Annotated in this window: 16 protein-coding genes; 6 read left to right on the forward strand and 10 right to left on the reverse strand. The window is 73.8% G+C overall.

Annotated features, from left to right (window positions below):
- Positions 1-35: 35 nt before the first annotated feature.
- The 3 genes from PIR53_06590 to PIR53_06600 are packed head-to-tail and all read right to left on the reverse strand — an operon-like array spanning position 36 to position 2,763.
- Positions 36-932: a helix-turn-helix domain-containing GNAT family N-acetyltransferase gene (locus PIR53_06590; protein ID WZH53655.1), complete on the reverse strand. Its 897-nt coding sequence runs from the start codon at positions 930-932 to the stop codon at positions 36-38.
- 29 nt (positions 933-961) lie between these two features.
- Positions 962-2,104, reverse strand: a complete 1,143-nt coding sequence (locus PIR53_06595) for a tyrosine-type recombinase/integrase (protein ID WZH53656.1) — start codon at positions 2,102-2,104, stop codon at positions 962-964.
- A gap of 47 nt (positions 2,105-2,151) precedes the next feature.
- Positions 2,152-2,763, reverse strand: coding sequence for a GNAT family N-acetyltransferase (locus PIR53_06600; GenBank protein WZH53657.1), 612 nt, complete (start codon positions 2,761-2,763; stop codon positions 2,152-2,154).
- Positions 2,764-2,882: 119 nt separating this feature from the next.
- Between PIR53_06600 and aqpZ the strand changes: the two genes are divergently transcribed.
- Complete coding sequence (gene aqpZ, locus PIR53_06605; protein ID WZH53658.1) at positions 2,883-3,656, forward strand: aquaporin Z; 774 nt, start codon at positions 2,883-2,885, stop codon at positions 3,654-3,656.
- Positions 3,657-3,698: 42 nt separating this feature from the next.
- Here the strand turns inward: aqpZ and PIR53_06610 are convergent, their stop codons facing one another.
- On the reverse strand, positions 3,699-6,674 hold the full coding sequence (locus PIR53_06610) for a crotonase/enoyl-CoA hydratase family protein (GenBank protein WZH53659.1): 2,976 nt from the start codon (positions 6,672-6,674) through the stop codon (positions 3,699-3,701).
- A gap of 260 nt (positions 6,675-6,934) precedes the next feature.
- On the opposite strand from PIR53_06610, the gene PIR53_06615 reads away from it, so the two are divergent.
- Both PIR53_06615 and PIR53_06620 read left to right on the forward strand, forming a co-directional pair.
- Positions 6,935-7,522, forward strand: coding sequence for a TetR/AcrR family transcriptional regulator (locus PIR53_06615; GenBank protein WZH53660.1), 588 nt, complete (start codon positions 6,935-6,937; stop codon positions 7,520-7,522).
- A 118-nt stretch (positions 7,523-7,640) separates the two neighbouring features.
- Entirely contained in the window at positions 7,641-9,233 is a 1,593-nt protein-coding gene (locus tag PIR53_06620) for a methyltransferase domain-containing protein (protein WZH53661.1), read from the forward strand.
- Positions 9,234-9,266: 33 nt separating this feature from the next.
- Here PIR53_06620 and PIR53_06625 read toward each other — a convergent pair whose 3' ends face one another.
- From PIR53_06625 to PIR53_06645, 5 genes are all read right to left on the reverse strand, one after another.
- Positions 9,267-9,887, reverse strand: a complete 621-nt coding sequence (locus tag PIR53_06625; protein WZH53662.1) for a nucleoside deaminase — start codon at positions 9,885-9,887, stop codon at positions 9,267-9,269.
- Between the two features lie 90 nt (positions 9,888-9,977).
- The gene (locus PIR53_06630) at positions 9,978-10,568 is read right to left on the reverse strand and encodes a hypothetical protein (protein ID WZH53663.1); all 591 of its coding nucleotides are present in this window, start codon (positions 10,566-10,568) and stop codon (positions 9,978-9,980) included.
- A 191-nt stretch (positions 10,569-10,759) separates the two neighbouring features.
- On the reverse strand, positions 10,760-12,229 hold the full coding sequence (locus tag PIR53_06635) for a DUF222 domain-containing protein (GenBank protein ID WZH53664.1): 1,470 nt from the start codon (positions 12,227-12,229) through the stop codon (positions 10,760-10,762).
- A 331-nt stretch (positions 12,230-12,560) separates the two neighbouring features.
- Positions 12,561-13,253 carry an aspartate/glutamate racemase family protein gene (locus PIR53_06640; protein ID WZH53665.1) on the reverse strand — a complete coding sequence of 231 codons (693 nt, stop codon included), beginning with the start codon at positions 13,251-13,253 and terminating at the stop codon, positions 12,561-12,563.
- A gap of 13 nt (positions 13,254-13,266) precedes the next feature.
- Complete coding sequence (locus PIR53_06645) at positions 13,267-13,812, reverse strand: DinB family protein (GenBank protein ID WZH53666.1); 546 nt, start codon at positions 13,810-13,812, stop codon at positions 13,267-13,269.
- Positions 13,813-14,023: 211 nt separating this feature from the next.
- Here PIR53_06645 and PIR53_06650 point away from each other — a divergent pair, with 211 nt between their 5' ends.
- The gene (locus tag PIR53_06650; protein ID WZH53667.1) at positions 14,024-15,472 is read left to right on the forward strand and encodes a hemolysin family protein; all 1,449 of its coding nucleotides are present in this window, start codon (positions 14,024-14,026) and stop codon (positions 15,470-15,472) included.
- Positions 15,469-16,479, forward strand: coding sequence for a hemolysin family protein (locus PIR53_06655; protein WZH53668.1), 1,011 nt, complete (start codon positions 15,469-15,471; stop codon positions 16,477-16,479). Before PIR53_06650 ends, PIR53_06655 begins: the two co-directional genes overlap by 4 nt.
- A 48-nt stretch (positions 16,480-16,527) precedes the next feature.
- On the opposite strand, the gene PIR53_06660 is transcribed toward PIR53_06655, so the two are convergent.
- Positions 16,528-17,019, reverse strand: a complete 492-nt coding sequence (locus tag PIR53_06660) for a phosphoribosyltransferase (GenBank protein ID WZH53669.1) — start codon at positions 17,017-17,019, stop codon at positions 16,528-16,530.
- Positions 17,020-17,184: 165 nt separating this feature from the next.
- Here PIR53_06660 and PIR53_06665 point away from each other — a divergent pair, with 165 nt between their 5' ends.
- A complete protein-coding gene (locus PIR53_06665; GenBank protein ID WZH53670.1) occupies positions 17,185-18,093 on the forward strand; it encodes a MetQ/NlpA family ABC transporter substrate-binding protein in 909 nt (302 codons plus the stop codon).
- Positions 18,094-18,172 lie beyond the last annotated feature (79 nt).

The following is an 18,172-nucleotide window of genomic DNA, read 5'->3' on the forward strand; positions in this document are numbered from 1 at the left end:
CCGTCGGGCCGGGGCCCGTCGGGCCCGGGCCACCCTCAGAGGCGCTTGGCGAAGAACAGCTCGGCGTCGGCGTTGTCGTTGTAGCGCTCGACCCGCGCGTACCCGGCCCGGTCGTAGAGCACCACCGCCTCGTCGAGCGCGCTGTTGGTGTCGAGGGCGATCCGCGTCGCGCCCTGCTCCCGCGCGAGCTCCTCGAGGTGCCGCAGCATGCGACCGCCCAGCCCCGCGCCGCGCCAGGCCGGGTCGACCCACATCCGCTTCACCTCGACCGCCGGCCCGTCACCCGCCACGCCGACGGGCAGGTCGAGGGGACGGATCCCGCCGTACGCCGCGGGGCGGCCGTCGCTCGTCGCCACGACCCACGTCGACCCGGGCTCGACCGCGTCGAGACCGCTCGGTGCGAAGCCGCCGGGGAGCCGGTCGGCGACCTCCGCGACGTACCGGTCGAGGGCGGTCCGCGCCGCGCGGACGGAGGCGGGGTCGGCGGGGTCGACCTCGCGGAGCTCGACGGTCGCGGCGCGCACGAGGAGCTCGGCGGTCGCGAGCGCGTCGCCGAGCCGCGCCTGCTGCCGGGGCGTCAGCGGTGCGACGAGGCGGGCAGCGAGGTCCTCGGAGCGCTGGTCGAGGTCGGCCCGGGCGGCCCGGCCGGCGTCGGTGAGCACCACGCGGCGACGTCGGCGGTCCGCGGGGTCGGGCTCGGTGGCGACGAGGCCGTCCGACTCCAGGGCGCGCAGCAGCCGGGCGACGTAGCCGGAGTCGAGGCCGAGCAGGTCGCGCAGCTCCCCGACGGTCGAGCCCGCCTCGGCGTCCACCTCGTAGAGCAGGCGCGAGGCCCCGAGCGTGCGCCCCGTGCCGAGGTGCGACTCCTCGAGCACGCCGACGCGCTGGGTGTAGGTGCGGTTGAAGCGGCGGAGGGTGTCGACGACGGTCACGCCACCGAGATTACCTGACTTGAGTCAGGTTATGTGCCGGAGGTCAGGGGGTGGCGATTGACGGCGGCGACCAGCTCCTCGGCGACGGTGTCGAGGTAGACGTCCGTGGTCGCGATCGACGCGTGGCCGAGCAGGTCCTTGATCACGTTGACCGGCACACCATGGTGCACGAGCACGGTCGCCGCCGTGTGCCGGAGCCCGTGGGGCGTCACGCGTCGTCGCAGCCGCGGCGGGAGCGCGTCGCAGGACCGTTTCACCATCAGCTGCACGTCGCGCGGACGGATGCGGAGCCCCCGCCAGGTGAGGAGCAGCGCGCGCTCGGCGTCCTCGACACCCACCGTGACGACCCGCTCGCCGGTCTCCGGGTCCTTCACCGTCCGCGGCTGGGGCGTCGGGCGCGAACCGGCGACGTACGCGTCCACCATGGCGACGGTGCTGGGGGAGAGGGGTACCCACCGCTCCTTGCTGCCCTTGCCGAGGACGCGGAGCCACGTCTGGGTCTCGTAGTCGTCGTCCGCGCCCGACGCCTCGCCGACGATCCGCTCCTCGATGTCGGCCTGGTCGATCCCGCAGAGCTCGGAGACACGGATGCCGGTCTCGAGCAGCAGCCGGAAGATCAGCTCGTCCCGCGGACCGAGGTCGCGATCGGCGCCGGGCTTGGTCGCCGCACCCGGCGGCGTCGCGGTGGTGCCGTCGAGCAGGGCCTTGGCGACGGGCGTGGGCACGGCCTTGCGGGACGGGTCGGAGGTGCGGGGCCGCTTGACGCGCACCTCCGCGTCGAGCACCGGGTTCGCCTCGACCCAGCGCTCACGGGTCGCGCGCTCGAAGAACCGTGACACCGACGACTGGAAGCGACGGGTCGCGCCGGCGCCGCGCGTCTTGCCGGCCCCGGGCGCGGGTACGGCGCCGGTCGCGCCCTCGCGGTTGCCGCGGAAGCGCCCGTCGGGCCGCGCGCCGTAGGCCAGCACGATGTCGTCGAGCTGGGCCCCCGTGATGTCGTCGAGCACGGTCTCGGGACCGGCCAGCTCGACGAACTCCGCCAGGTCGCGCCGGTAGTTGGCGGCCGTCGTCGCGGCCAGCGAGTGGCCGGCGACGGCCCGTGCGACGCCGTCGAGGTAGCGGTCGACCGCCACCCGCACCGTGACCCGGTCCAGCTCTCGTGCAGCGACCACGGGAGGACGGTAGCCAGGTCCCCGCTCGCCGCGGCGGAGGCGCGCGGTCAGGTGCGGGCGGGGCGCCACATGGTCGTGAGGCCCTCGTCGTCGCCCGGCCCGCCGATGCGGTCCCGGGCGACGAACCCGAAGCGCTCGTACAGCCGGCGGTTCACGGGGCTCGTCGCCTCGAGGTACGCCGCGGCGCCGTCCGCGTCGATCGTCGCGAGCCGGTGGCGCAGGAGCGCGCTGCCGACGCCGAGCCCGCGGGCGGCGCCTCCGACCGCGATGTCCGTGAGGTACCAGTGCGGCTCGGTGGGCCGCACCGCGGCGTACCGCTCGGTCTCCGCGCGCAGGGCCCGCAGGTTCCGGACACCGACGGCTCCGACGGTGCGGGGGAGCGCGCGCAGCCCGACGAGGGGAGCCCGTCGGCGGTCCGGCGCCTCCCAGACCGCCACCCCGACGACCGGTCCGCCGGGCTCCCGACGGGCGACGTCGACGATGCCGGACACGAGGGCGCCACGGACCGTGCCCTCGTAGAGCGCCGCGACCCGACGCCGGCGATCGTGCTCGCCCGGCACGAGGCGGTGGAGCGCCGGGTCGTCGGCGAGCGCTTCGGCGAGGACGGCGGCGCAGGCGCGGACGTCGGCGGTCGTGGCCACTCCGAGGGGGACGGTCATGTGGCGATCCTCCCAGGAGGCCGCGCGTGACGATCGCGCCGCTCCGAGCGACCAACGCCCGTCCGAACGTCCCGGCCGGCCCTCCGGCCCCGACCCGTCCCGTCCCGAGGAGCACCGCGATGACCCGCGCCGCCCGTCCCACGTCCACCCGTGCCGAGGCCGCCCCGGCCCGCCTGGGCCCCCGCCTGGCCGCCGAGACCGTCGGCACCTTCTGGCTCGTCCTGGCCGGCTGCGGCACCGCCGTGCTGGCGGGGGAGCAGGTCGGCTACCTGGGCGTGGCGCTCGCCTTCGGCCTCGCGGTGCTCACGATGGCGTACGCCGTCGGCCACGTCTCCGGCGGACACTTCAACCCGGCCGTGACGCTGGGCCTGGCCGTGGGTCGTCGCTTCGAGTGGCGCGACGTGCCGGCGTACGTCGCGGCGCAGCTCGTCGGCGCGAGCGTGGCCGGTGGCCTGCTCTACGTGATCGCGTCGGGCCGTGACGGGTTCTCCGTCGCCGACGGGTTCGCCACCAACGGGTTCGGCGACCGGTCGCCGGAGGGCTACACGCTCCTCGCCGCCGCGGTCACCGAGGTCGTGCTCACGGCCGTCTTCGTCTTCGTCATCCTCGGTGTCACCGACCGCCGCGCACCGGTGGGCTTCGCACCGCTGGCCATCGGCCTCACGCTGACCGCCGTGCACCTCGTCTCGATCCCGGTCACCAACACCTCGGTCAACCCGGCCCGGTCGCTGGGCGTCGCCTGGTTCGACACCGCCGCCCTGGGCCAGTCGTGGCTGTTCGTCGTCGCGCCGCTCGCCGGCGCCGCCGTCGCCGGCCTCCTCTACGCCGTCACCACCGGGGTCGACCGTCGCGACGTGGACGTCGACGGGGGACCGGCCCGCTCGGCTGCCTGACCCTGCGACCCGCGTCGCGCCACGGCGAGCCCGCCGCGCGGCTCACCGTCCGCTCCACCGCGGCGCGCGCTTCTCGGCGTACGCCGCCACGCCCTCGCGGGCGTCGTCGCTGAGGAGCACCGGGGAGGCGAGCTCGCTCTGGCGGGCGAAGCCCTCCTCGGGGCTCCAGGTCGGCGCAGCGTCGACGATCTCCTTGCCGACCCGCACGGAGAGCGGGGCGTTGCCCGCGATCCGGCGGGCCAGGTCCAGGGCGCGCTCGAGGGCGCGTCCGGGCTCGACGACGTCGTTGACGAGGCCGAGCTCGGCCAACCGGGCGGCGGGCAGCGGGTCGCCGACGAGGGCGAGCTCGAGGGCCACCGGTCGCGGCAACCGGGTGCCGACGCGCCACAGCCCGCCGGCCGCGGCCAGCAGCCCCCGCTTGACCTCGGGCAGCCCGAAGGTCGCGTCCGAGGCGGCGACGACGAGGTCCGCGCAGAGCGCGAGCTCGAAGCCACCGGCCAGCGCGGCCCCCTCGACCGCGGCCACCATCGGCTTGGTGGGCGGCTCCGCCGTCAGGCCCAGGGGTCCCCGGCGGTCGGTCACCGGCACCTCGCCGCGGTGGGCCGCCGCGAGGTCCATCCCGGCGCAGAAGGTGCCGCCGGCCCCGGTCAGCACGATCGCGCGGACGGTCGGGTCCGCCTCGGCGTCGTCGATCGCGCGCTCCAGCTGCTCCGCCGTGCGCCGGTCGACGGCGTTGCGCACCTCGGGCCGGTCGAGGGTGACGACGAGGACGTCGCCCTGAAAGTCGGTGCGCACCGGCGCGGACGGCGGAGCGGGAAGGTCAGCGTGCCCGTCGAGGACGACGAGCCGGTCGGCGTCCATCCGCACCCGGCGGCGCCGGAGGTCCGCGTCCGCGAGCGCCTCGACCTCGGCCGGGTCCTCGCGGCGCAGCAGCACCCGTGCACCGTCCTCGTCGATCACCGCCAGCACGACCGCCTCCCGACCACCCTCGCGGCGGTGGGGCACCGTGACCGCCTCGACCACGCCGGTTCCCCGCAGCTCGGTGCGGGCGGGCCTGCTGGGCGGTCGGTCGAACGTCGGCCGCAGGTGCGCGAACCGCTGCTCCGGCGGGCTCGCCGACCATACGCCCAGGGCGTGCTTCGTGGCGTACCAGCCGAGCGAGCTCGTCAAGCCGTACGTCGCCGGATCGGCGCGCAGCAGCGGCACCATCGCGGCCACCGCGTGCAGGCCGTAGGCGTTGCCGGGGCCGCCCGCGAAGGTGAGCCCGCCCGTGACGGTGAGCCGACGGGCGGGGTCCTCCCACGGCAGCCCGAGCGCCTCGGCCCCGAGCTGCACCGCCGCCGGGAAGCAGGAGTAGAGATCGATCGGGCCGAGGTCGGCCGCCTCGACCCCGGCGTGGTCGAGGACCGCGCGGCCGGCGGCGGCGATCGCGGGGGAGTGCGCGAGGTCGGCGCGTTCGGAGACGAACCACTCGTCGGTCGCGGAGGCGCCCGCGTGCAGGAACACCCAGCGGTCCTGCGGCACGCCTGCGGCCTGCGCCGCGGCGACGCTGGTCACGATCGCGCCCGCGGCCAGGTCGACCTGCAGGTTCGCGCACATCAGCTTGGTGTAGGGCTCGCTCACCCAGCGGTTGTCCGGACGGGGCTCGGCGACCTCCTGCGGGCTGCGGGCGCGCGGGTCCCAGGCGTGGGGGTTCGCGGCGGCGACCTCGCTGGCCCGCGACCAGAGGTCGGCGATCGCGGCCCGGTGCTCCTCCGGGCCGCTCCCGGCGGCAGCGCCGAGGGCCGACTCGAGCAGCGCGTAGACGTAGATCGGTGCCCCGAGCCCCACCGCCGTCTCGGCCTCGTTGTTCGCGGGGCGGTCGGTGCCGACCACGCGGTCGGGGGCGGCGTCGGCGGGCTGGCGGGTCCAGGCCGGCTCGCGGCCGTCCCGCTGGAGGGACGCCACCGCCGCGCCCGCCTCGGCGCCGCTGACGAGCACGACGCGCGCCGTACCGTCCACGATCGACTGCGCTGCCTCGTTCAGCGCGAGCTGGCCACCATCCCCGCCGTACGTCGACGTCTGGAGGGTCGTCGCGCCGTCCGCCCCGACGCGTTCGGCGACCAGTCCTGCCTGGTCGGGGTAGGTCCACGACGCGCTGGGGACGGCCGCCACGAGGTCGGCGACGGCGAGCAGGTCGAGAGAGGCCCCGGCGTCCGCCGCCGCGGCGCGCAGCGCCCGCACGGCGAGCTCGACCGGCTCGGCGGGCTCGGCTGCGGGGTCGTCTGCGGGCTCGCGCACGACGACCTGGCCGACGCCGACCAGCACCGGTGTGGTCGGGTCGAGCAGACGGCCGGTGGACTCGTGGCGCACGGGCTCGTCGGGCACCCGCAACCGTGGTGCGCCCGCCCCCTCGAGGAGCGCCGCCAGCTCGACCAGCGAGGCCGTGAGCGCGGTCTCGACGCTGCGCACGGCGGTCAGCCCGACCGGGCCGCGGACCGGGGACCCGTCGAGGGCGCCGTCCAGCCGGACCGCCGTGCCGCCCGGGGCGTCGACGAGCGTGCACCACAGGCCGACGGTGATCCCCATGGGTCCGGTGCCGCGCAGCGCGAACCCGTCGGCGTCGGCGCGGTCGACCTCCCACCGGGCCTGCGCCGGGATGTCCATGAGGCTGATCTGCTGGGCGAAGGCCGCGCCCTCGACCATCTCCGCCGGCCGGTCCCCGCGCCAGGCGACGTGCAGGGTGAGCCACTCGTGGGTCCGGTCGAGGTTGCGGACCAGACGCGCCACCTCGTCCTGCGGCGCCGCCACCAGGCGTCGCGCACTCACCTGGCGCGCATACGCCGCCACCCCCGCGGGTGCCGGGACCTCGATGTCGGCACCGACCGCCGCCGCATCGCGGACAGCGGCCGCGTCATCGCCGGGGGAGCGGCCCCGGGCACGTCGTCGCGCCTCGTCGAGCCCGAGACGGACGGTCTGCGCGACGACGGGAGCCAGCGTGCGGGCGGTGCGGGTGGCGCGGCGCAACGGACGGCGCATCGGCGGGGCCTCGATTCGATGGGGTCGGCGCGCGGGGGATCCCGGGCGGTGGCTCGTGCGGGAGGGCCACTGGACATCTGGTACCAGACCGTACCAGAATGCGGCGATCCCGGACCAGGCCCGTCGTCCACCCGCGCCGGCTGTGCCAGACTGCCGCGGTGGAGACGACGGGGAGGCCGGGGGACCCGCCACACCTGCCTCGGACGGCGCCGTCGGATGCGGAGGCACGGACCTACGCCGGTCGGTCGACGTCGGAGCGCGTGGACCGCCGTCGGCACCAACTGGTCGACGCGGCGATGACGGCCATGGCCGAGAACCGGTGGCGCTCGGCGACCGTGTCGTCGATCTGTGCGACCGCGGGACTGAACAAGCGCTACTTCTACGAGAGCTTCGAGAGCCTCGACACCCTGGCCGACGCGGTCGTCGACCAGGTGGCCGCCGAGGTCACCGGAGCGGCACTGGCCGCACAGGAGCGCACCACGGGACAGTCGGCACGGGAGCAGGCGCGCGCCGCCGTGGCCGCCGTCGTCACCACGCTCGGCTCGGACCGCCGTCGCGCGCTCGTGCTGCTCGCGGGGTCGGCCGGAGCGCCGTCGGCGCACCTGCGTCGCATGGACGCCCTGCGACGGATGACCGCGACCTTCGTCGACCACGCGCTCCTCTGGCACCGCGACCGGGGCATCGAGCCGCTGACGCCGACAGCGATCGCCTTCCTCATCGGCGGCACCGCGCAGGCGATCCTGTCGTGGACCGAGGGCGAGCTGCCCGTCGACGCGGAGCAGCTCGTCGACGAGGTGACCGCGTCGTGGCTCTCGCTCGGCCAGCCGTGCGGGTCCGACGACGCCTGAGCCGTTCGCTCCGGCCTCCCGAGGGGAGCCGGTCCGTACTACGTTCTTTCACCGTAATACGCAGTGGAGCGACGGGTCACGAGCAGGGAAGTGGCCGGGACCTGCCACAGTGTGCGTCGTGACGTTCACCGAGGTGTTGTTCCCGGGCCGCCACCACGCGGTCACCGCGTTCCAGGTCGATTACCTGCACCGGTTGCTCGCCGGCGAGGTCACCGACGCGTCCGACCAGCCGATCGCCGTGGCCGACGACGCCGTGGTGATCTGGCCGGTGACGTCGGCCAACCACGCCTGGACCCGCCGCAACCCGCTGCCGGGCCACCGCCGCGAGGCGCTCGTCGAGCGCGTCTCGGTCACCTCCGGGCTGCCCAGCCTCGTCGTGCCGGTGCCCGACGTGCCGCAGCACCCCCGGTTCGCCGAGCTCGTCGTGACGACCGTCGCCACGGCGCTCGGCCACCGACCGGCGCCGTCGCCCGAGCACACCCTGGTCGCCTGCTCGACGCCGGCGGTCGCCGCGTCCTACCGGGCCCTCGGCTTCGCCGTCGTCGGCGTCGAGGACGCGGTGGAGCGCGCCCCGGAGGACCAGCCCGCGCGACCGTGGGAGGTCGTGCAGCGTCTCGCCGAGGGCGACGACTCGTGGCGGCTGATCGCGCACCCGGAGACGGTGGCGTTCTACGAGCGGTACGACGTGCCGCGTCTCGTCGCCGACCTCTTCGCCGATCCGGTGGTCTCCAGCGAGGGCGACCTGACGACGACGCGCGACTACCGCACCTACGCGGCGTCGTTCGAGACGGCGTCCGACCGCAAGTTCGAGCAGGTCGGGCCGCTGCTCGAGCCCGGTCGCGTCGTCGACGTCGGCTGCGCCACGGGCGGCCTGCTGGAGCGCATCGCCGCGGACCCGCGGTTCGCCGAGTCGGACCTGTTCGGCGTCGACATCGCACGCCCGCTGCTCGACGAGGCCGAGCACAAGAAGGCCACCGGCGTCTTCGCGAACCCCAACATCTGGTTCGTGCGCGCCAACATCCTCTCCGGCCCGGTGATGCCGGCCGCCTCCATCGACTCCACCGTCACGGTGGCGCTCACCCACGAGGTGTTCTCGTACGGCGCGGGTCGCGCCGACGTCGAGGCGTTCGCCCGGCGCGTCCACGAGCACACGCGCGTCGGCGGGGTGTGGGTGAACTCCGACGTGCTCGGCCCGGACGAGCCGGACCGGCTGGTGCGGCTGACGCTGCGCACCGACGACGGCGTCACGCCCGTCGAGCCCCACCGCGAGCTCGACGACCTGGCGCAGGCCGAAGTCGCGGCGTACGTCGACGGCCTGTCGACCGCGGGACGGCTCGTGCAGTTCGCCCACGACTTCCCGCGGTTGTCGGGTACCGCGTTCAGCGCGGAACGCCTGCCGACGGACGACGGCTCCGCGACGTACCAGGTGCGGCTCGGCGACGCGATGGAGTTCCTGACGACGAAGGACTACGCCGACAACTGGCTCAGCGAGTGCCACGAGTCGTTCTGCGGGCTGAGCTTCGCCGACTGGCGGACGGTCCTGACGGAGGCGGGATTCACGCTCGATCCCACCTCCGCGGCCTGGCGCAACGAGTGGCTGGCCGAGCACCGCTTCTCCCCCGTGGCCGAGCTCGCCGACGCCGGCACCGGCGCTCCGCTGCCCTGGCCGGTGACCCACGTGCTGACCGTCGCCCGGCGGCCCCCGGGCTGAGCCCCTCTCCCCTGTCCCCGACCTCCGCGGAGGTCACGGCAGGGGGATGCCTGCCGTGCCCTTCGACCGCTGGTAGGTGGCGGAGAGCGCGTCGTACTCCGCCCGGAGGCGCCCCACCGTCGCTGCCGCCTCGGGATCCCCGGACGCCGTCACCGCCGCGGCGAGGTCCCCCGTCGTGAGGAACCGGCTGCTGCGGTTGTAGAGGTCGCGCCCCGGCGCGGGTGCGTCGCGGTCGGGGTCCGGAACGGCGTAGACGGCCTTCAGGATCGCGATGTCGTGCGGGATCGCGAAGGCGTCGGCGGAGTCGGCGTGGCTGAAGAGGTACGCCGCGTCCGCGAACCCCGACCACGCCAGGGCCGAGAGACAGAGCGAGCACGGCTCGTGGGTCGCGAGGAACAGGCAGTCGCCCGGATCCGGCCGGTCGGCGGCGGGCAGCTCGTGGAAGAGCTTGATGGCGTGCACCTCGCCGTGCCACAGCGGGTTCTCGGTCTCGGCGTTGGTGGCGGCGAGCACCAGCGACCGGTCCTCGCGGCGCAGGATCGCGGCCCCGAACAGCTTGTTGCCCTGCGCCACCCCCGACCGCGTCAGCGGTACGACGTCGTGCTCGACGACCTCCAGCAGGCGAGCGACCAGCGACGGGTCGGTCAGGTCCACGTGTCTCCCCTCCCGGACGCTCAGGCGAGCGCCCGGGAGCAAGAGGACCCGATCGAGGTCACGAGCACGTGACGACGGCGTGTCGTGGAGTCACCCGGAGGCGCGGCCCGACGACACCACCAGACCGTTGCTGCTCGTCAGGCGCCACGACTTCTCGACCGGGCCGGTGAGGGCGACGACCCCGGAGGAGACGACCGTGATCTCGTCACCGGTCGTCAGCTTCTCCTTGAGCGCCGCCACCTGCGGCGGCGTCAGGCGCGCGGTCGACATGCGCCAGCTCGACGTCTCAGCCGCACCGGGCGTCATGTGGTCCGGCGCGCCGGCCTCGTCGAGCACGATCGTCTGCACCTGCTCGCTCGCGAGGTGGACCACCAGGTGCCCCTGGCCCTCGGTGACCCGGGTGACGCGGCCGTGCTCGTGGTGTGTGACGAAGCGGCGCCCCAGGTCGGGCAGGTGCTGTAGCTCCGCCAGACGACGACGGGCCATCAGCGACAACGAGGTGACCGCGGCAGCAGCGCCCGCGAGGGTCAGCAGCGCGACCACGCCCGCGACCTCGGCCATGTGCTCCGGACCGGCCAGGAGGACGCCGACGCCGCCGGCGACGAGGACGGCGACCGCCGCAGCGGCGGGAGCGAGGCCGACCAGGCGGCGACGCGAACGGGAGACGAGTGACACCGACATGGGAACCTCCGGACAGGGACGTGGTGCGGGATGAACACCGCCAGCCTCGTCCTGCTTCCCGTGGGCAAGGTCGACGGACGCTGTGAAGTTGCTGGGGATGGAACGCCCCGCCGCGGGCGTGCAGCCCGCGGGCATGCTTCGCCGCCCGGCCCCGGGGTGGGGACGGGCGGCGGGGTGGTCGACGGCTGGTGTCAGCCGGGGTCTCGGCCGTCGGGCCAGGGGCGGGTGCCGTCGCGGTCGACGAGGTAGCGCAGGCCCATCGGGCTGGTCCAGATGAGGGCGTGGGGTGGTTCGTTCTGGGTGGGGTCGGTGGGCCGGTAGGTCCATCTGTTGCCGGTGGTCATCTCGCGGTGGGTCTTCATGCGGTGGTGGCGTCGGCAGAGCGGGAACAGGTTGCGGGTGGAGGTCTGCCCGGGTGGGCCGCTCTGCTGGTAGGGGTCGCAGTGGTCGAGGTCGGCGGTTCCCGATGAACGCGTGCAGTACGGGAAGACGCACCTCGGCCAGCGGGCACGGACGTGGTCGGCGATCCGATCGGGCGGGCTGTAGCCGTTCACGGCGTCGTCGCGGTTGAGGTCGATGATCGGCTTGACCGTGACGTGGGTGTCGGGCGATCCGCACCAGGCCAGGACCTGCTCGACCGTGACGACCCCGCGGGGCGCGCCGCGGGTGTCAAGGCGGGCCAGGTCGATGCCCGTCATGCCGGTGCAGGCGTCGATGCCCGGCCCGAACCCGTCCAGGTTGTTGGTGATCGCGGCCTGGTCGAGGTGGACGAACAGCACCACCTCGCGCCGGGCCCGCTGCACCGGTCGTGGCTCATCCCCCGGGGTCGCGTTCTCCGAGGCATAGTCCAGCGTGTTGATGCCGTCGCAGCGCCGCGCGATCTCACCGAGGGCCATGGACCGGCGGACGTCGAGATCCGTGCCGCAGCCCAGGTCGCCCAGCTGCCGGGCCACGTGGGCGACGGTCCGTTCGAGGTCGAGCGCATCGGCCAGGTCGAGGGAGCCGTGGACGTTCACGGTGCCCCGAAGGGTCCCGGTGAGCGGGTCCGCAAAGGCGACGTCGCCCAGGTCGATCGACAGGTAGCGGTCGCCGTCGGCCGCGTGCCGTTCGGCCTCGGTGGTCTCGGGGTCGAACCGCGCCGCCGCCTCGGCCACCAGCCGGTCCACCTCGGGACCGGTGGCCTTGCCCGCGACGTACGCGACGTGCCGGTCCACGACCCCGGCCGCCTCGAACGTCAGCGTCCGTGCGGCCTGGGCGATGCGCCGGCCCCGCCACACGTCGACCTCACCCGCAGCAACACGCGCGTGGACGCGCGGGAGGCGGTAGCGCAGCTCCACTGCGTCCCCCACCAGCCGACGTGCAGCGTCGAACGAACATCCCCGGGCGGCGGCGACCTCCCCGATGCAGAACTCCGCCACCACCGGCGCCCCCGGCCCACCCAGCTCGAGGAACTGATCCCCGGCCAACGCCTCGGCGCGCTCAATCTCGTGCCACTCACCCAGCACCGTGATCGGATCACCCACCACAGCGTCCGACGTGTGGAAAGCGGCCCAGTCGCCCACGGCGACGAAGGCAGCCGCCTCCGCCACACGAGCCGCTCGCGTGCGCTCGCGGACCGCGTCGATCAACGCGGTCGCTGTGGTGTGGGTCCCCCGATCCATGCCGCCCTCCCTAGTCGAACAGGCATGCGATCGCCACCTCTCGGTGGTGATCTGTGGATGACCGCCCTCGCGTCGAGTTTGGCGAAACGATCCGACCAAACTCGACGCGCCTGCCGCGCCGTTCGACCAAACTCGACGTGCCTGCCGCGCCGTACTCCCCAACTCGACGCACCTGCCGCGCGCATTCGACCAAACTCGGCGCGCCCGCCGCGCCGTACACCCCAACTCGACGCGCCCGCCGCGCCATACAACCCAACTCGACGCCCCTGCCGCGCCATACACCCCAACTCGACGCACGCGCCGCGCCGTACAACCCAACTCGACGGAGGCCCTACTCCCCCAGCGCCGCGGCGACGGCGGCCTCGACGTGCAGGCGCGTCGTCGGGAAGACCGGCACAGAGGTGTCCTCGGCCCCCACGAGCAGCTCGATCTCGGTGCAGCCGAGCACGATCCCCTCCGCGCCGCGCTCGACGAGCCCGGCCATCACCGCGACGTACGCCTCCCGGGACTCGGGGCGCACCACACCGTGCACGAGCTCGTCGTAGATGACCCGGTGCACGACCTCGCGGCCGGCCTCGTCCGGCACGAGCACGTCGAGGCCGTGCTCGGCGAGCCGGTCGCGGTAGAACGGCTGCTCCATCGTGAACCGCGTGCCGAGCAGGCCGACGCGGCGGACGCTGGCCGCCCGCACCGCGTCGGCGGTCGTGTCGGCCAGGTGGAGGAAGGGCATGTCGATCGCGCCGACGACGGCGTCGGCGACCTTGTGCATCGTGTTGGTGCACAGCACCACCAGGTCCGCGCCGGCCGCCTGGAGACGTCGGGCCTCGGCCGCGAGCAGCTCGCCCGCCACCTCCCACTCCCCCGCGACCTGGAGGCGTTCGACGTCGGCGAAGTCGACCGAGGTCAGCACGATCCGCGCGGAGTGGTAGCCACCCCGGCGCTCGCGCACCAACTCGTTGGCGAGGCGGTAGTACTCCGCCGTCGACTCCCAGCTCATCCCGCCGATCATGCCGATGACTCGCATGCCGGCCAGTAGATCAGCCCATCGTCTTCGCGCCGTCGATCGACTCCCGGATGATGTCGGCGTGGCCGGCGTGCTGCGCCGTCTCGGCGAGCACGTGCAGGAAGGTGCGCCGGGCGCTCCACCACTCCCCCGGCGCGAACCACGGGGCCTCCGGCAGCGGCTGGGTGGCGTCGAGGTCGACGGACGTCACCAGCGCCTCCGTCGCGGCCGCCACGTCGGCGTAGGCGCCCAGCACCCCCTCCAGCGTCTCGCCCGCCACCAGCACGAACTGCTCGTGGTAGGCCTGCACCTCCGCCGGCGGGTCGGACCAGTCGATGTGCTCCCAGTCGATGGCGGCCTGCTCCTCGGGGCCGTGCTCGATGAAGCGGTTCCACTCGCCCACCGTTGCGGTCACGTGCTTCACGAGGCCGCCGAGGTTGAGGGAGCTCACCGTGGGGGTCAGTCGGGCCTGCTCGTCGGAGATGCCGTCGAGGGCACGGAGGAAGAGGGCGCGGTGCGTGCGGAGGGCCTGGAGCAGGTCCGCGCGCTCACCGGTGGCGGTGGTGGGTTCGGTCTCCATGGACGGCACGCTAGGCCGGAGCACCGACACTCCTGGCGTGTCGCGGGAACCTTCGTGCCCGGGCCGACGTTGAACGTCCCGAGCCGACATCCGTCGGCACCAGATCGACACGAGGACAGGACTTGACCGGGCCGACAGACGAACCCTGTAGACCCCACACCCGGCGCGCGGACGCACGCCGCTCTCCCGCTCGAGGGGAGGTGCGCGCCAGGTGACCATCTTGCTCTCGCTCCTGCTCGGAGTGGTCGTCGTGCTGGTGATCACGGCGGCGACCGGCTACTTCGTGGCGCAGGAGTTCGCCTACATGGCGGTCGACCGCTCGACCTTGCGCGCCAAGGCCGAGGCCGGGGACACGACCGCCGCCCGCACCCTCAAGGTGACGGGCCGCACCTCCTTCATGCTCTCCGGAGCGCAGCTCGGCATCACCGTCACCGGCCTGCTGGTCGGCTACGTCGCCGAGCCCCTCATCGGATCCGCCTTCGGCGACCTGCTCGCGCTGGGCGGTGTGCCGACCGCCCTCGGCGTCACGATCGGCACCCTGATCGCGCTCGCCTTCGCGACCGTCGTGCAGATGCTGTTCGGTGAGCTGTTCCCGAAGAACCTCGCGATCGCGCGCCCCGAGCCCGTCGCGCGGTGGCTCTCGCGCTCCACCCTGGGCTACCTCGCGATCACCGGATGGCTCATCTGGTTCTTCGACCAGTCGTCGAACCTGCTGCTGCGGTCCCTCAAGATCGAGCCGGTCCACGACGTGGAGAGCTCGGCGACGGCCCGCGACCTCGAGCACATCGTCGCGGAGTCCCGCGCCTCCGGTGAGCTCACCGCCGAGATGTCGGTGCTGCTCGACCGCGTGCTGGACTTCCCCCAGCACGACGTGGAGCACGCCATGGTCCCCCGCAGCCGCGTCGACTCGGTGGAGCACGACGCGACGCTCGGCGAGGTCCGCGAGCTCATGCGCACCGGCCACTCGCGCTACCCCGTGCTCGGCCAGGACGACGAGATCCTCGGCATCGTCCACCTGGTCGACCTCCTCGACCTCGGTGCGCTCGGCGGGGAGGAGCCGTGGTCGAAGCCGGTCACGACCGCCCTGCGTCCGCCGATCGTGCTGCCCGAGCTGATGGCCATGCCCGACGCGCTGCGCACCATCGCGGAGGCGAAGGAGCAGATGGCCTGCGTCGTCGACGAGTACGGCGGTCTCGCCGGCATCGTGACGATCGAGGACCTCGTCGAGGAGATCGTCGGCGAGATCCGCGACGAGCACGACGAGCCGGCCGAGCCCGAGTTCAGCGTCGACGCCGTCCGCGGTGGTTGGGAGATGCGTGGCGACCTGCCCGTCGACGAGGTCGAGCGCGTGATCGAGCACGACCTGCCGACCGGCGACTTCGAGACCCTCGCCGGGCTCGTCATCGCCGAGCACGGCGCCCTCCCCGAGCCGGGTACGTCCCTGCTCGTCCGCCTGCCCGACGACCCCGGCGACCTGGCCGAGAGCGACGAGCCCGTCGTCCGTCACCTGGCGGTCGAGGTGCTCGAGGTCGAGCAGTACGTCCCGTCGTCCCTGCACGTGCAGGTGGTCGACGCGACCCAGGACGACGACGCCCACGCCGAGCCGGACGGCCCCGCTGTCGCCGGCACGGGCGGCAGCGGCACGGAGGTGGAGGCATGATGGAGAACCCTGTCGTCGTCCTGGTGGCGACGGTCGTGATCATCGCGGCCAGCGCGTTCTTCGTGGCGATCGAGTTCGCCCTGATCGGCGCCAAGAAGCACCGGCTCGAGGACGCCGCGGCCACGAGCCGCGCCGGCCGCGCCGCGCTCCGCAGCGCCTCGGAGCTCTCCGTGCTCCTCGCCGGCTCCCAGCTCGGCATCACGCTGTGCGTGCTGGCGCTGGGCGCCATCACCAAGCCGGCCGTGCACCACTGGCTGACCCCGCTGTTCGAGTCGTGGGGCATCGCGCTCTGGCTCGCCGACGTCGCGGGCTTCGTGCTGGCGCTCATCGTCGTCACCTTCATCCACCTCGTGGTGGGCGAGATGGCGCCGAAGTCGTGGGCCATCGCGCACCCCGAGCGCTCGGCCACGCTCCTCGCCCTGCCGATGCGGGGCTTCATGTGGCTGACGCGCCCGATCATCCACGCGCTCAACAACGGCGCCAACTGGTGCTTGCGGCGGGTCGGCGTGGACCCGGTGGACCAGCTGGCCTCGGGTGCCGATCCCGACACCCTGCGCCAGCTCGTGCAGCACTCGGCGAACGTCGGCGCCCTGGACGCCAGCTACTCCGCCCAGCTCTCCGGCGCGCTCGACCTCGGTCACGTGCAGGTGCGCGAGCTGGTGCGGCCGCGCCGACCCGTCGCCGTGCCGGAGCACGCCACCGTCGGTGACGTGCAGGACGCGAGCCGCACGACGGGCCACCTGCGGATCCTCGTGGGTTCGCCCGACGCCCCCACGGGTCTCGTGCACGTCCGCGACACGCTGACCGAGGACCGCACGGCCCCACTGGCTCCGATGGTCCGCCCGGTGCACGTGCTGGCACCGGAGGTCACGGTGCTCGCGGCGCTCGCCGAGATGCGGCAGGCGAGCGCGCAGCTCGCCGTCGTGCAGGACACGGACGGCCTCGTCGGCGTCGTGTCGTTCGCCGACATGCTCCGCGGCCTGTTCCCGGAGCGCATCCCGGCGTGACGGGCCGACCGCGGCGTACCTCCTCGGGGGGTACGCCGCGGTCCGGCCTCAGGCGTCGCGGACGCCCGAACGGTCGGTGATCGGGGGCAGCGTCGACCAGGGGAAGTTGATCCACCGGTCGGTGTGCTTCCACACGAAGTCGCCCTTCACGACCGAGCGCGGCTTCTCGTAGATCACCGCCGTGCGGGCCTCCGCCACGTGGCCGCGCACGAAGGCGTCGACCATCTCCAGCGTGCGCCCCGAGTCGGCCACGTCGTCGACGATGAGCACGCGCGTGTCGTCGAGCTCGGAGGCGTCGAGGTAGGGCGGCAGCATGGTGGGCACGTCGAGGGTCGTGCCCACGCCGGTGTAGAACTCCACGTTCATCGTGAAGAGGTTCTTGCAGTCCAGGGCGTAGGCGATCGAGCCGGCCGGGATGAGCCCCCCGCGGGCGATGCCGAGGACGACGTCGGGCACGAAGCCCGCATCGGCCACCTGCTGCGCGAGCTCCCGCACCGCGGTGCCGTAGGTCTCCCAGGTCAAGGTCTCGCGGTCGTCCATCCGCCCGATGCTACGGGCCCCGCGACCGCACCGCGTGACGGAATCGACAGGTAAGACGATTGTTCCGGTGGTGTTAACGACTCATAGCGTTCGTGGTCCACGGCGCGGCCGCCCCGATCGAGCGGCCGCGTCCGTCGTCCTGCACCACCGTGCGAAAGGTTCCCCATGTCCGACCAGCTCCTCGAGGCGCCGAAGTCGCGCACCGGTCTCTACGCGGTCATCGCCGCCGTGGTGGCCGTCGCGCTCGTCGTCGGCGGCTACTTCCTCTTCATCCGCGACAGCGGCGACGCCATCCGCATCGGCGTCGTCGACTCGAGCGACCCCTACTGGCGCGACTTCACCCAGGCAGCCGACGAGGCCGGTCTCGACGTCGAGATCGTGAACTTCGCCGACTACAACCAGCCGAACCGCGCGCTGGACGAGGGCGAGCTCGACCTCAACCAGTTCCAGCACCTCGCATTCCTCGCCGAGCACCTCGAGGCCAACCCGGACTCCGACATCGTGCCGATCGGCGCGACCGCGATCTACCCGCTGGCGCTCTACTCGGAGAACTACGGCAGCATCGACGAGATCCCGGACGGCGCCGAGGTGGTCGTGCCCAACGACCCGAGCAACCAGGCGCGTGCCCTCGTCATCCTCCAGGACGCGGGGCTCATCGAGCTCGCCGACGGCGGCACGCTGACCTCCGACCTCTCCCAGGTCGACGAGGCCGGCTCCCGCGTGCAGGTGACCGAGGCCGCGGCCAACTTCACGGCCGCGTCGCTGCAGGACGTCGCCGCCGCCGTCATCAACAACGACTTCATCAAGGACGCCGGTCTCGACCCCGAGGCCGCCCTCGCGCAGGACGACCCCGAGGACGAGCGCGCGCAGCCCTACATCAACATCTTCGCTGCCAACGCCGAGGACGCCGACAACGAGGACTACCTCGAGCTCGTGCGGATCTACCACGACACGCAGAAGGTGCAGGACGGCGTGCTCGAGGCGTCCGAGGGCACCGCGGTGCTCCTCGACACCCCGACCGCGGAGCTCGACGCGGCGCTCGACGAGGCCCGCGAGGCCGTCCGCAACGGCTGACCCCCACCCGGGGCACGTGCCGCAGCTGCGGCGCGTGCCCCGACGTGCGACCCCCCGCGCCGTACGCCGGCGCTCCCCC

Source organism: Nocardioides alkalitolerans, assembly GCA_038184435.1.
In the GTDB taxonomy this organism is placed as follows: domain Bacteria; phylum Actinomycetota; class Actinomycetes; order Propionibacteriales; family Nocardioidaceae; genus Nocardioides; species Nocardioides alkalitolerans_A.

Bases quoted from the DNA above. Each gene is read 5' to 3' on its own strand.
- PIR53_06600 (WZH53657.1), bottom strand. From the start codon at position 2,763: ATGACCGTCCCCCTCGGAGTGGCCACGACCGCCGACGTCCGCGCCTGC.
- aqpZ (WZH53658.1), top strand. From the start codon at position 2,883: ATGACCCGCGCCGCCCGTCCCACGTCCACCCGTGCCGAGGCCGCCCCG.
- PIR53_06610 (WZH53659.1), bottom strand. From the start codon at position 6,674: ATGCGCCGTCCGTTGCGCCGCGCCACCCGCACCGCCCGCACGCTGGCT.
- PIR53_06630 (WZH53663.1), bottom strand. From the start codon at position 10,568: ATGTCGGTGTCACTCGTCTCCCGTTCGCGTCGCCGCCTGGTCGGCCTC.
- PIR53_06635 (WZH53664.1), bottom strand. From the start codon at position 12,229: ATGGATCGGGGGACCCACACCACAGCGACCGCGTTGATCGACGCGGTC.
- PIR53_06640 (WZH53665.1), bottom strand. From the start codon at position 13,253: ATGCGAGTCATCGGCATGATCGGCGGGATGAGCTGGGAGTCGACGGCG.
- PIR53_06645 (WZH53666.1), bottom strand. From the start codon at position 13,812: ATGGAGACCGAACCCACCACCGCCACCGGTGAGCGCGCGGACCTGCTC.
- PIR53_06655 (WZH53668.1), top strand. From the start codon at position 15,469: ATGATGGAGAACCCTGTCGTCGTCCTGGTGGCGACGGTCGTGATCATC.
- PIR53_06660 (WZH53669.1), bottom strand. From the start codon at position 17,019: ATGGACGACCGCGAGACCTTGACCTGGGAGACCTACGGCACCGCGGTG.
- PIR53_06665 (WZH53670.1), top strand. From the start codon at position 17,185: ATGTCCGACCAGCTCCTCGAGGCGCCGAAGTCGCGCACCGGTCTCTAC.